The sequence below is a fragment of the Bacteroides sp. NGMCC 1.200775 genome (genome assembly GCF_040798045.1).
In the GTDB taxonomy this organism is placed as follows: Bacteria; Bacteroidota; Bacteroidia; order Bacteroidales; family Bacteroidaceae; genus Bacteroides; species Bacteroides hominis.
Genome location: NZ_JASCQK010000001.1, coordinates 426,509 through 440,065, shown reverse-complemented (window position 1 = coordinate 440,065; position 13,557 = coordinate 426,509). Strand labels below are relative to the sequence as shown.

Genomic DNA, 13,557 nt, shown 5'->3' with positions numbered 1-13,557 from the left:
ATTATGTCTGAAAATATAAGAGTAAGCGAAGTATCTGAGATTCTGCGCCAACAGCTTGAAGGAATCGAGACCAAGGTGCAGCTTGATGAAATCGGTACGGTGCTGCAGGTGAGTGATGGTGTGGTACGTATTTACGGTCTGCGCAATGCCGAGGCCAACGAACTGCTTGAGTTTGATAATGGTATCAAGGCCATTGTTATGAACCTGGAAGAAGATAATGTGGGTGCCGTCTTGCTCGGACCTACGGATAAGATCAAGGAAGGTTTCACAGTGAAACGTACCAAACGAATCGCTTCTATCCGTGTGGGAGAAAGTATGTTGGGACGCGTTATCGATCCGTTGGGAGAACCGTTGGACGGAAAAGGATTGATCGGCGGTGAACTCTATGAAATGCCTTTGGAGCGTAAAGCTCCGGGGGTAATCTATCGTCAGCCGGTAAATCAGCCGTTGCAAACAGGTCTGAAAGCAGTTGATGCAATGATTCCTATCGGTCGTGGACAGCGTGAGTTGATTATCGGTGACCGGCAGACGGGAAAAACATCGATAGCCATTGATACGATAATAAACCAGCGTAGTAATTACGAAGCGGGCGATCCGGTATATTGCATTTATGTAGCTATCGGACAGAAAGGATCTACAGTGGCTTCTATTGTGAATACTTTACGCCAATATGGTGCGATGGATTACACTATTGTAGTAGCTGCCACAGCCGGAGATCCTGCTGCACTTCAATATTTCGCTCCGTTTGCAGGGGCTGCTATCGGTGAGTATTTCCGTGATACCGGTCGTCATGCGTTGGTGGTTTATGATGACTTGTCCAAACAGGCGGTATCTTATCGTGAAGTATCTTTGATTCTCCGTCGTCCTTCCGGTCGTGAAGCTTATCCGGGTGATATCTTCTATTTGCATTCCCGTTTGCTGGAACGTGCAGCCAAGATTATCAATCAGGAAGAGGTGGCTCGTGAAATGAACGACCTGCCCGAGAGTCTGAAAGGAAAAGTGAAAGGCGGAGGTTCACTGACGGCATTGCCTATTATCGAAACACAGGCCGGAGACGTTTCTGCCTATATTCCGACTAATGTGATTTCCATCACAGACGGTCAGATTTTCCTTGATACGGATTTATTCAATCAGGGTAACCGTCCGGCTATCAATGTCGGTATCTCAGTTTCCCGTGTGGGAGGTAATGCTCAGATTAAGGCTATGAAAAAAGTGGCCGGTACGTTAAAAATAGACCAGGCGCAATATCGTGAACTGGAAGCATTCTCCAAATTTAGCGGAGACATGGATCCGGTTACCGCACTGACCATTGACAAAGGACAAAAGAATGCCCGTTTATTGGTTCAACCTCAATATTCTCCGATGCCGGTAGAGAAGCAGATTGCGATTCTCTATTGTGGTATCAACGGATTGCTGAGAAATGTTCCACTGGATAAGGTAGAAGACTTTGAGGCGGCATTTCTCAATACACTCGCTCTTGAGCATCAGTCGGATGTACTGGACGTATTGAAGACAGGAGTAATCAATGATGAAGTAACGAAAGCGATTGAGGAAACAGCAACGATGGTTGCGAAACAGTTTAGTTAATTATAAACCATAAAGACTATGGCTTCACTAAAAGAAGTAAAAACCAGAATAAATTCGGTACAGAGTACCCGAAAAATCACTTCAGCAATGAAGATGGTGGCTTCTGCCAAGTTACACAAGGCACAGGGAGCCATTGAAAACATGCTGCCTTATCAGAGGAAACTGAATAAGATATTGACCAACTTTCTGAGTGCTGACCTTCCGGTAGAGTCTCCATTCTGTGCGGAACGCCCTGTCAAGCGTATTGCTATTGTAGCTTTCTCTTCCAACAGCTCTTTATGTGGTGCTTTCAATGCGAACGTACTAAAGATGTTTTTGCAGACGGTTGGAGAATATCGTGAGCTGGGGCAGGATAATATCCTGATCTATCCAGTTGGCAAGAAAATAGAGGAAGCTGTGAAAAAATTAGGATTTTTTTCTCAAGGGAGCTATCAGAGACTGGCAGATAAGCCTTCGTACGATGAAGCTGCTGCGTTGGCCAGATTGTTGATGGAACTTTTTCTGGAGAAGAACATCGACCGGGTGGAGTTGATTTATCATCATTTCAGATCGATGGGAATACAGGAGCTGTTGCGTGAAAGATACTTGCCGATTGATCTGTCTGCCGTTCAGAATGAAGACGGGAAAACCGGAATGGTAAATGACTATATCATAGAACCTTCCGCAGCCCAGTTGATAGCAGATCTGATTCCGCAGGTTTTGAGTCAAAAGATCTTTACGGCTGCTCTCGATTCTAATGCATCCGAACATGCCGCACGTACTTTAGCTATGCAAATAGCAACGGATAATGCCAATGAACTGATTCAGGAACTGACAAAGCAGTATAATAAGACCCGCCAGCAAGCCATTACAAACGAGTTGCTTGATATTGTGGGCGGTAGTATGGCTTAAACTTTCCACAGGGGGCACAAAGGTTGCGGAGTTGTTATCAATGAAGAAACTGACAACCAATCATCGTCCGTAGCCTTTGTGTCTTCTGTGGCAAAATAACTTATTATTATATTGGTTTCTTCTTTCTTTTGCTATAACTTTGTAGCAAAGTATTATTTCATGGAAGAAAATCACGAATTAGAATTAGCCTGGCAAGTCATTGAAAATACCGGTACCCATCTGTTTCTGACAGGAAAAGCCGGAACCGGAAAAACAACCTTCCTTCGTCGGTTAAAGGAATTAACTCCCAAACGCATGGTAGTGGTCGCTCCTACGGGGATTGCTGCCATTAATGCCGGAGGTGTCACCATACACTCTTTTTTCCAATTAAACTTTGCGCCATATATTCCGGAGAGTACATTCAATTCTGCCCAACAAAGCTTCCATAAATTCGGGAAAGAAAAAATCAATATTATCCGTAGCATGGACCTGTTGGTGATCGATGAAATCAGTATGGTACGTGCCGATCAACTTGATGCGGTGGATGCAGTGTTGCGTCGTTATCGGGATCGTTCGAAACCTTTTGGAGGTGTTCAACTTCTGATGATAGGCGATTTACAGCAGTTGGCTCCGGTAGTAAAGGAAGAAGACTGGAACTTGTTGACCTCTTATTATGACACGGCATTTTTCTTTGGCAGTCATTCACTGAAAGAGACTGAATATATCACTATAGAGTTGAAGAAAGTCTATCGGCAGAGCGATACGGCTTTTGTCGGATTATTAAATAAAATCAGAGACAAAGAGGCCGACGAATCTGTGCTGGAAGAATTGAATAAACGTTATCTTCCGGAGTTTCGTCCGAGAGAAGAAGAAGGGTACATCCGGCTGACGACACATAATTATCAGGCCCAGCAATATAATGACAGACAGCTGCTTTCTCTTTCCGGCAGGGCTTTCAGCTTTCAGGCGAGGGTAGAAGGTACTTTCCCGGAATCGGCTTATCCGGCGGATGAAATGCTCACTGTCAAGGAAGGGGCTCAGATTATGTTTATTAAAAACGACTCTTCCGGGGAACATCGATATTATAATGGAATGATCGGTTTGGTTACGGCTGTTGGTAAAGATGGCATCCGGGTGAAAGGAAATGGAGAATCGCAGGACTTTTTACTTGAAACGGAAGAATGGACAAATAGTAAATACAGTCTGAATCCGCAGACGAAAGAGATAACGGAAGAGGTTGAAGGTACTTTCCGGCAGTATCCTATTCGTTTGGCATGGGCTATAACGATCCATAAAAGTCAGGGTTTGACTTTTGAACGTGCCATCATTGATGCAAACGCTTCTTTTGCTCATGGGCAGGTTTATGTTGCGCTGAGTCGTTGTAAATCTCTTCAGGGACTGGTACTCAGTTCTCCTTTAAGGAGAGAGTCTATTATCAGTGACGACACGATTGACGAATTCACCCGTAATGCCGGAGAACTGACCCCTGATAAGCATAAGCTGGCTCTGTTGCGTCAACATTATTTCTACGAGTTGCTATGTGAACAATTCGATTTTCATCCTCTTGAGCAACATTTCGCACGTGTTCTGCGTCTGCTCGATGAACACTTATACCGACTCTATCCAAAGTTGCTGGAACGGTATAAAGAAACGATCGATCTGTATAAAGCTCAGATAATGAAGGTTGCCGATACTTTCAAGTTGCAATATTCGACTCTGTTGGTGGAGGTGGAGGACTATGACGCAAATCCGAAGCTGAATGAACGAATTGTGGCCGGTGCCCATTATTTCCGTAAACACCTGGAGGATTTGTTAAACCCACTGATGGTTTCTACAAAGGTAGAAACGGATAATAAAGAACTGAAAAAGAAATTTTCCGAAGCGTTAGATACATTGAAGACGACACTACATGTGAAGCTGGGAACACTCTATTATACCGAAAAAGAAGGTTTTACCGTATCAGCTTTTCTAAAACATAAGGCTGTCCTGACCTTATCCGTTTCCGGAGGAGAAAGTACATCCTCGTCCGGAAGATCGGAACGTAAACCCCGAACTGCTGAAAAAATAGAAGTTCCTACCGATATCCTACATCCGGAACTGTATAAACAGTTGATTGCATGGAGAAACTCAGAAGCTTCGAAAGCTAATCTTCCTGTTTACACTGTTATACAACAGAAAGCAATACTGGGCATTGTGAATTTATTGCCCTGTGATACAGCTTCGTTGGTGCGTATTCCATATTTTGGGAAGCGTGGTGCCGAAAAGTACGGCGATGTTTTGCTTGAAATGGTGAGCCGGTATGTAAAGGAACAAGGAATAGAACGTCCACCAATGCCTGCAATAACATTGACCCTCAAAAAAGAAACTAAGGAACCGAAAGAGCCAAAGCCTCTAAAAGAAACTAAACCCGTGAAGGAGCCAAAACTTGACACCAAAGAGATAACCTATCGTCTTTTCAGGCAGGGGAAAAATATCGAAGAGATAGCCAAGGAACGTGAGTTGGTTTCAGGGACTATAGCCGGACATCTGGAGCATTATGTACGCTTGGGAGCAGTTAAGATAGAGCAGCTCGTTCCGAAAGAAAAGATTATGAAAATTACCCGTTATGTGCAAGCTAATGGAAGTGACAAAGGACTTACGGCAATTAAAGCTGCTTTGGGTGATGAGGTTTCATATGCAGATATAAGGCTGGTACTTGCTGCCGAAAAAAAAGAATCATAAGATTTGTACGTCAGTCAGCTTACGTTTTACCGTGGTTGACTGACGTACCCAATGCTTAGTCAGGTAAATTATAATAGTGCCTCTTCTATTAACGCTTTTAGTTGCGTTTTATTCATGGTTCCTAATTTCATGGTCGGTTCTCCTCCAACAGGACAAAGCAGCAGATTAGGGATTGTACGAATGGCAAAAGCCGCTTCCAATTCCGGTTCCTGATCTACATCCACTTTATAAATATCTATTTTACCATTATATTCTACAGCCAGTTGATCCAGTATGGGTGACAGTGCTTTGCAATATACACACCAGGGAGCATGAAAATCTACCAGGCAGGGCTTGTTGCCTTTAAACTTCCATTCTTTCGGATATCCTTGATAATCTGCAACTTTTTCTACAAAACTTTCTTTGGTTAAATCGATGACTTTCATATTTCTATTTTTTAAAGGGTTACTACTTGTTTGTTTCTTTGATGTTGCAAAGATAGGAAGATCGGAGTTATTGGCAGATAGCTATTTCTCCTATTGTATTAGCAATTCTTCCTTGTCCTGCTTTTTCCGCTTTCTAATAACTTTCTAATCTCATCTGAGTATCTTATAATTGCTTTCAAACGGTCTGCGTGAAGTGTGAATTGTACTTTTGTCATCAAAATAACAAGGACTATGACCAGAAAGTTTTTTATTCTCTTTTTTCTTGGATTTTTCGGAATTGCCGGAGCACAGCAACCCTCCGGGAGCTTGACGCTGAAAGAGGCCGAGCAACGTTTCCTGAAATGTAATTTATCCCTATTGGCCGAACGCTACAATATAGATATGGCACAAGCCAGGTTGCTTCAAGCTCGATTATTTGATAACCCGGTGATCTCATTCGAACAAAATGTTTATAACCGGCTTAATGGCACTTATTTTGATTTTGGTAAGAGCGGTGAATCTGTTGTAGAGATAGAACAGGTGATCCGTCTTGCCGGACAACGGAATAAGCAAATACGGTTGGAGAAAATAAACCGGGAAATTGCCGGTTATCAGTTTGAGGAAGTAATGCGGACTTTACGTCAGGAGCTTGGGGAAGCTTTTATCGAAGTTTACTATCTGTCAAAGTCATTATCGGTTTATGATAAAGAGGTCAGTTCGCTTGAACATTTGTTGGCAGGCATTAAGGAACAGCATGTGAAGGGGAATGTTTCTTTAATGGAGATGACCCGTCTCGAATCAATGCTGTTCTCCTTGAAAAAGGATATGAGCGAATGTGAGAGCCATTATCTATCACGGCGGGGAGAGTTGAATTTATTATTGAACTTGCCCATTGATTTTCTCACTGAGCCAATAGTAGATGAAGGTTCGCTTGAACGTTTGACCATAAATGGATTGTCTTATGCCGGTTTACAAGAGATGGTATCCGTGAGGCCTGACCAAAAGATGGCACGTAGTAATATCATTGCTTCGCAAGCCGATCTGAAATTACAGAAATCGTTGGCCTTTCCCGAATTTTCAGTGAAAGGTAACTATGATCGTCAAGGTAATTTTATTAATAATTATTTCGCTATCGGGTTTAGTATGTCTGTTCCTATCTTTAACCGTAACCAAGGGAATATCAAGATGGCACGCTTCAATCTCCTGAAGGCAGGCCGGGAGCAGGAATATATTCGCAGTAAAGCTGAGACAGAACTGTATGCTGCCTATACTGCCTTAGATAAAGCGTTCAGGCTTTATCGGTCAGTAGATAGAGGATTGGAACATAACTTTGAGAAACTGATAGCCGGAGCCAATGAAAACTTTATCAAACGTAATATCAGTCTTTTAGAGTTTATCGATTTTTACGATAGCTATAAAGAGACCTGCATTCAGCTTTATGATATAAAGAAAAACGTATTTCTCGGCATTGAGAATCTGAATGCAGTAGTCGGGCAACATGTCTTTAATAATTAAATCCATATAATTTATGAATTGGACAAAATACTTTCCATGTATATTGATTCTGGGGTTGGGAGGTTGTTCATCAAAGATGAAGCAATCTGAGGTGCATACAAACTTATGTCTGACAGATAGTTTACTGAAAATAGTCTCTGTCGATACGGTACGTCTGCATGATGTGACGGATGAACTGGTTCTAAACGGGCGTGTGACTTTCAATCAGGAGCAGGTAGCGCACATTTATCCTATGTTTGGCGGTACTGTGGCGGAGCTTCATGCCGAAGTAGGGGATTACGTACGAAAAGGAGATATACTTGCGGTGATCCGTAGCGGTGAAGTGGCTGACTACGAGAAACAAATGAAGGAAGCAAACCAGCAGGTTATCATTGCCCGTAGAAATATGGATGCCACTCAGGATATGTTCGATTCAGGCTTGGCGTCTGATAAAGACGTATTGCAGGTGCGACAGGAATTGGCTAATGCAGAGGCGGAAGAGAACCGCATCAAAGAAATCTTTTCCATCAACCATTTCAGCGGTCGATCATTTTACGAAATCAAATCTCCGGTTTCCGGTTTTATTGTAGACAAAAAGGTGAGTAAAGACATGCAACTCCGCTCCGATCAGAGTGAGGAGATATTCACTGTTTCCGGCCTGGAAAATGTATGGGTGATGGCAGATGTTTATGAAAGTGATATTAGCAGAGTAGTTGAAGGAGCACCCGTACATATCACTACCTTGGCTTATCCCGATAAGGTCTTTTCCGGAAGTATCGATAAAGTCTATCACATGCTGGATACCGAAAGTAAGACGATGAATGTGCGCATTAAATTGTGTAATGAAGATTACTTGCTGAAGCCGGGTATGTTTACCAATGTCGGTGTGGAGTGTAAGTCGTCCGGGAAACAAATGCCCCGGATCGATGCACATGCCCTGATATTCGAAGGAGGGAAAAACTATGTTGTGGCAGTGGCTACGGACCACCGTTTATCGATTAAGGAGATTGATGTTTACAAACAGCTGAGTAAGGAATGTTATGTCCGTTCCGGACTTTCAGAAGGTGACAGAGTGTTGAATCAAAATGTATTATTGGTCTACAATGCTTTGAATGCAGACTAAAAGCGAAAAAAACTATGCATAAGTTTATAGACAATATTGTGGCTTTTTCGTTGAAGAATAAGTTTTTCGTCTTTTTTTGTACGGTGATTGCCATCATCGCCGGTGTGGTTTCATTCAGACACACTCCGATCGATGCATTTCCCGATGTGACGAATACGAAAGTGACCATCATTACCCAGTGGCCGGGACGCAGTGCCGAAGAGGTAGAGAAGTTTATTACGATTCCGGTGGAGATAGCCATGAATTCGGTACAGAAGAAGACAGATATCCGTTCGACAACCTTGTTTGGGTTGTCAGTCATCAATGTGCTGTTTGAGGATCATGTGGATGATTTTGTTGCTCGTCAACAGGTATATAATTTATTGAATGATGCCGATCTGCCGGAAGGAGTAACTCCTGAGGTGCAGCCTCTCTACGGACCTACAGGAGAGATTTACCGCTATACCCTGCGAAGTGACAAACGGAGTGTACGCGAACTGAAAACGATTCAGGATTGGGTGATCGATCGCAATCTGCGTGCCGTATCGGGTGTGGCGGATATTGTCAGTTTCGGTGGTGAAGTAAAAACCTGTGAAGTAAGTGTCAACCCAAACCAGTTAATCAATTATGGCATCACCTCGCTGGAACTTTATGATGCCATTTCGAAGAGTAATATTAATGTGGGCGGAGATGTAATAACCAAAAGCTCCCAGGCTTATGTCGTAAGAGGTATAGGGCTGATTAACGATTTGGAGGAGTTGCGGAACATTGTAGTGAAAAATATCAATGGTACTCCCATTCTGGTGAGGAATCTGGCTGATGTCCGTGAATCTTGTTTACCTCGTCTGGGACAGGTAGGGCGAATGGACGAGGATGATGTCGTGGAAGGTATTGTAGTGATGCGCAAGGGAGAGAACCCGGGTGAAGTGATATCCGGGCTGAAGATGAAAATAGATGAATTGAACGAAAGCATCTTACCGACGGATGTAAAGATTGTACCTTTTTATGATCGGGAAGACCTGGTGGATCTTGCTGTACATACAGTAACGCACAATCTGGTGGAAGGCATACTATTGGTAACTTTCATTGTATTCATCTTTATGGCGGACTGGCGGACAACGGTAGTGGTAGCTGTCATTATCCCTTTATCCCTGTTGTTTGCTTTTATCTGCTTGCATGTAATGGGGATGTCCGCCAATCTGCTTTCTATGGGAGCCATTGACTTTGGGATCATAATAGACGGGGCCGTAGTGATGGTAGAAGGTATATTCGTTGCTCTCGATCGGAAAGCGAGAGAAGTGGGGATGCCCGTTTTCAACCGGATGTCGAAGATGGGGCTGATCCGGAATACTGCCAAAGAAAAGGCCAAAGCGGTCTTTTTCTCCAAGCTGATTATTATTACGGCGTTAATCCCCATATTCTCGTTTCAAAAGGTGGAAGGGAAAATGTTTTCTCCTTTGGCTTATACATTGGGATTTGCTTTACTGGGAGCCTTGATTTTTACTTTGACCCTGGTTCCGGTCATGTCATCCATCCTGTTAAGGAAAAATGTGAGTGAGAAAAGTAATTTTTTGGTGAGTTTTATTAGAGAGAAAAGTTCGGCCTTATTTGCCATTTTTCATGCTCATCGTAAGCTGTCCATCGGATTAGCTTCTTTGGTCGGAGGAGCCGGGCTGTTTCTTTACTCTTTTCTGGGGATGGAGTTTCTGCCGCAGTTGAATGAAGGAGCCATCTATATTCGTGCTACCCTTCCGCAAAGCATTTCTCTGGATGAGTCAGTTTCACTTGCCAACAGAATGCGTAGAGAGCTGTTGGCTTTTCCCGAAGTAAAGCAGGTGCTCTCGCAAACCGGGCGCCCGAATGATGGGACTGATGCTACCGGTTTTTACAATGTGGAATTTCATGTTGATATTTATCCGGAGAAAGAGTGGGAGAGCGGACTCAGTAAAGAACAGTTGATTGAAAAAATGCAATCTGCCCTTGCTCTCTATCCCGGTACCGATTTCAATTTCTCACAACCGATTACCGACAACGTGGAGGAAGCCGCTTCGGGTGTAAAAGGTTCTATTGCCGTTAAGGTTTTCGGGAAGGATTTATATGAGGCAGAGAAACTGGCTGTACAGATAAACAAAGTGTTGGGAACCGTAGCAGGTATTGAAGATCTGGGAGTGATCCGGAATATAGGTCAGCCGGAACTTCGCATCGAGTTGAACGAAAAACAGCTTGCCCGTTATGGTGTATCGAAAGAAAATGTACAATCTATTATTGAGATGGCCATCGGAGGTAAATCTGCTTCATTGCTCTATGAAGACGAGCGTAAGTTCAATATCATGGTTCGTTATAATGAAGAGTTCCGCCAGAACGAAGAGCAGATAGGTAAGATTCTGGTACCAGCGATGGATGGTGCGATGATCCCGATCAAGGAATTGGCAGATATCCGGACCATTACAGGACCATTGCTTATATTCCGTGACAGCCATACCCGTTTTTGTGCTGTTAAGTTCTCTGTACGTGGTCGTGCCATGGGGTCTGCCGTTGCCGAAGCACAAAAGAAAGTGGAAGCTTCGGTACATCTTCCGGACGGATATACACTGAAATGGACCGGAGATTTTGAGAATCAGCAACGTGCCAGCAAACGCCTTGCACAGGTTGTTCCCGTCAGTATTGCCATTATATTCGTTATCCTCTTCATCCTGTTTTCCAATGCCCGGGATGCAGGACTGGTATTGTTGAATGTCCCATTTGCGGCGGCCGGCGGTATCATTGCCCTGTTGATCACTCACTTCAACTTCTCAATTTCTGCCGGGATCGGTTTTATAGCCTTGTTCGGCATCTGCATTCAGAACGGAGTGATTATGATTTCGGGTATTAAGTCGAATGTGCATTCGCACATGTCTTTGGCCGAAGCAGTGAAGAGTACGGTTCATTCGCGGGTCCGGCCGGTTGTGATGACGGCTGCTATGGCTGCTATCGGACTGATGCCGGCAGCCATGAGCCATGGTATCGGCTCCGAGTCACAGCGTCCGCTTGCCATTGTTATTATCGGTGGCGTATTGTGTGATACTTTCTTTACGCTTTTTATTTTTCCGCTGATTGTAGAGGCCATTTATGGTAAAACTTTGTTTGATAAAGATGGAAAGCTGCGGCAAAGACGAGTGTAAACCGTATATTTGTCACTTTAAAACTCAAAAGTTATGGCAAAGATATTATTGGTAGAAGATGAAGTGAATATAGCTTCGTTCATAGAACGGGGACTGAAGGAGTTCGGACATACAGTGTCAGTTGCCAATGACGGTAATTCCGGATGGGAACTGATCCGGCAGGAAGTATTCGATCTGCTGATCATAGATATTATTATGCCCGGAATGAATGGCTTGGAGCTTTGCCGTCTCTATCGCCGTCAGTATGGTTATCTGGTTCCGGTGATTATGTTGACTGCGCTGGGTACGACGGAGGATATCGTAAAAGGATTGGATGCGGGAGCTGACGACTACTTGGTGAAGCCTTTCAGCTTTCAGGAACTGGAAGCCCGGATCAAGGCCATCCTGCGTAGAGGAAGAGAAGATTCCGCCCGGCAGTTGGTATGTGATGATTTGGTGCTTAACTGTAACAGCCGCCGTGCCAGACGTGGAGAAGCGGAGATAGACCTCACCGTCAAGGAATACCGTTTACTGGAATATTTTATGACCCATCAGGGATTGGTGCTTTCGCGCCTGACATTATTGAGAGATGTATGGGATAAGAATTTTGATACGAATACCAATGTAGTGGATGTATACGTAAACTACCTTCGTGGTAAGATTGATAAAGACTTTAGTAAGAAACTGATTCATACTGTAGTTGGTTCCGGATATATCATGTATGCCTGACTAAAAAACACCTGACTATGAAAATCGGACGTAAGATTGCCCTCTTTTATACGTTGATAACAGTGTTGACCACCATGATCGTCATTGGAGTGTTTTATCTCTTCAGTTCGAGGTATATCGACGGATTGTATCAGTCGTATCTTCGGGAAAAAGCTTTTCTGACTGCCCAGAAACATTGGGAACGGGATGAGGTGGACGAACAAAGCTATCTGGCCATTCAACGGAAGTATGATGAACTGTTGCCGGAGGCCAAAGAGATTTTGCTGAATATGGACAGTGACGTCGTGGTACGTGATACGTTGAATAAATATCTTTCTGCCGGGCAACAAAAACTGCTCCTTGATTCAAAGGAGATGTCATCGGTATCTTTTGTCCATAAAGATATGTTGGGAGCTGCTTTGTACTATCCTGACAATGAGGGAAACTTTATCGTAATCGTAATGTCGCATAATGGCTATGGGGTTAAAATACAGGAACATTTGCTGGTATTATCTACCTTCCTGATAATCAGCAGTTCGGTATTGATCTTCTTCATGGGACAACTTTATTCTACGAGAATATTAATCCCCTTACAACATATTTTATTGCAGCTGCAGCGGATACGGGGCAATAGCCTGAACCGCCGACTGAAGACTACCGGCAATAAAGATGAACTGGATCATTTGATAGAAGCATTAAACAGTATGCTCGACCGTATCGACACTGCGTTCAAAGCAGAAAAATCGTTTGTCAGCCATGCTTCCCACGAATTGAATAATCCCATTACCGCCATTCAGGGTGAGTGTGAAATCAGTTTGTTAAAGGAGCGTAGCACGGAGGAATATGTCGAAGCCCTTCAACGAATTGCCGGGGAAAGCAAACGTCTCTCTAACTTGATCAGGCATTTGATGTTTTTGTCGAGGCAGGAAGAGGATATCCGGAAAAACAACGTCGAAAAGATTTATCTGGCAGACTTATTACAGGAGATGAGTTCTGCTGTCCCCCGCCTCCGGTTGCAATATCCGGAGGAGGGCGTAAAGAGTGCTGTGGTCGATGCAAATCCTTATTTGTTTAAGATAGCCTTGCAGAACATTATAGACAATGCCTGCAAGTATTCGCAAGAAGAGGTGATTGTGCGGCTTTACAAAGAGGGGGAACGATGGGGAATAGCGGTCGGGGACTCCGGAATCGGAATTCCCAAGGACGAGATAGAACATATCTTCCAGTCGTTCTACCGGGGAAGTAATACGAGAGAATATACAGGGCAGGGGGTTGGACTCAGCCTTTCAGCGAAAATATTTTCTGTTTACGGAGGAAAAATAGAGATTGCCTCCGAAGAAGGGAAGGGGACGGAAGTGAAGGTCATTTTCGGGTGACGCATCATCCGGATTTCTAAGTGGGGTACGTACGTTAGCATATGCTTTGGCACGTATATGATGGGCTGTTAAAATATCACAATAAGAAGATGTTTCTTGCATTTATAACATCAATAAGAGGCAATCTGTGTTTGTAGATGAGTGTTGCATTCTTA

Annotated in this window: 9 protein-coding genes; 8 read left to right on the top strand and 1 reads right to left on the bottom strand. The window is 43.7% G+C overall.

The genetic code is table 11. The features are described 5' to 3' along the window. Window positions 1-3 precede the first annotated feature (3 nt). From atpA to QK890_RS01930, 3 genes are all read left to right on the top strand, one after another. Window positions 4-1,587: a F0F1 ATP synthase subunit alpha gene (atpA, locus tag QK890_RS01940; RefSeq protein WP_032539335.1), complete on the top strand. Its 1,584-nt coding sequence runs from the start codon at window positions 4-6 to the stop codon at window positions 1,585-1,587. Window positions 1,588-1,605: 18 nt separating this feature from the next. Next, the gene (locus QK890_RS01935; RefSeq protein WP_005777539.1) at window positions 1,606-2,478 is read left to right on the top strand and encodes a F0F1 ATP synthase subunit gamma; all 873 of its coding nucleotides are present in this window, start codon (window positions 1,606-1,608) and stop codon (window positions 2,476-2,478) included. A gap of 159 nt (window positions 2,479-2,637) precedes the next feature. Then, the gene (locus tag QK890_RS01930) at window positions 2,638-5,178 is read left to right on the top strand and encodes a helix-turn-helix domain-containing protein (protein WP_250703458.1); all 2,541 of its coding nucleotides are present in this window, start codon (window positions 2,638-2,640) and stop codon (window positions 5,176-5,178) included. Between the two features lie 68 nt (window positions 5,179-5,246). Here QK890_RS01930 and QK890_RS01925 read toward each other — a convergent pair whose 3' ends face one another. Beyond that, window positions 5,247-5,603, bottom strand: a complete 357-nt coding sequence (locus tag QK890_RS01925; RefSeq protein ID WP_005777545.1) for a co-chaperone YbbN — start codon at window positions 5,601-5,603, stop codon at window positions 5,247-5,249. Window positions 5,604-5,834: 231 nt separating this feature from the next. Between QK890_RS01925 and QK890_RS01920 the strand changes: the two genes are divergently transcribed. From QK890_RS01920 to QK890_RS01900, 5 genes are read left to right on the top strand one after another with little or no spacing between them, the layout of a single operon-like run. Continuing rightward, on the top strand, window positions 5,835-7,097 hold the full coding sequence (locus tag QK890_RS01920; protein ID WP_250709868.1) for a TolC family protein: 1,263 nt from the start codon (window positions 5,835-5,837) through the stop codon (window positions 7,095-7,097). Window positions 7,098-7,110: 13 nt separating this feature from the next. Then, complete coding sequence (locus QK890_RS01915; protein WP_005777548.1) at window positions 7,111-8,199, top strand: efflux RND transporter periplasmic adaptor subunit; 1,089 nt, start codon at window positions 7,111-7,113, stop codon at window positions 8,197-8,199. Between the two features lie 14 nt (window positions 8,200-8,213). Continuing rightward, the gene (locus QK890_RS01910) at window positions 8,214-11,339 is read left to right on the top strand and encodes an efflux RND transporter permease subunit (RefSeq protein ID WP_005777550.1); all 3,126 of its coding nucleotides are present in this window, start codon (window positions 8,214-8,216) and stop codon (window positions 11,337-11,339) included. Window positions 11,340-11,372: 33 nt separating this feature from the next. Continuing rightward, a complete protein-coding gene (locus tag QK890_RS01905; RefSeq protein ID WP_005777552.1) occupies window positions 11,373-12,047 on the top strand; it encodes a response regulator transcription factor in 675 nt (224 codons plus the stop codon). 17 nt (window positions 12,048-12,064) lie between these two features. Next, on the top strand, window positions 12,065-13,402 hold the full coding sequence (locus tag QK890_RS01900) for a HAMP domain-containing sensor histidine kinase (RefSeq protein WP_101603135.1): 1,338 nt from the start codon (window positions 12,065-12,067) through the stop codon (window positions 13,400-13,402). Window positions 13,403-13,557: the final 155 nt, after the last annotated feature.

Coding starts and splice junctions, on each gene's coding strand:
- atpA (WP_032539335.1), top strand. CDS start 4: ATGTCTGAAAATATAAGAGTAAGCGAAGTATCTGAGATTCTGCGCCAA.
- QK890_RS01935 (WP_005777539.1), top strand. CDS start 1,606: ATGGCTTCACTAAAAGAAGTAAAAACCAGAATAAATTCGGTACAGAGT.
- QK890_RS01930 (WP_250703458.1), top strand. CDS start 2,638: ATGGAAGAAAATCACGAATTAGAATTAGCCTGGCAAGTCATTGAAAAT.
- QK890_RS01925 (WP_005777545.1), bottom strand. CDS start 5,603: ATGAAAGTCATCGATTTAACCAAAGAAAGTTTTGTAGAAAAAGTTGCA.
- QK890_RS01920 (WP_250709868.1), top strand. CDS start 5,835: ATGACCAGAAAGTTTTTTATTCTCTTTTTTCTTGGATTTTTCGGAATT.
- QK890_RS01915 (WP_005777548.1), top strand. CDS start 7,111: ATGAATTGGACAAAATACTTTCCATGTATATTGATTCTGGGGTTGGGA.
- QK890_RS01910 (WP_005777550.1), top strand. CDS start 8,214: ATGCATAAGTTTATAGACAATATTGTGGCTTTTTCGTTGAAGAATAAG.
- QK890_RS01905 (WP_005777552.1), top strand. CDS start 11,373: ATGGCAAAGATATTATTGGTAGAAGATGAAGTGAATATAGCTTCGTTC.
- QK890_RS01900 (WP_101603135.1), top strand. CDS start 12,065: ATGAAAATCGGACGTAAGATTGCCCTCTTTTATACGTTGATAACAGTG.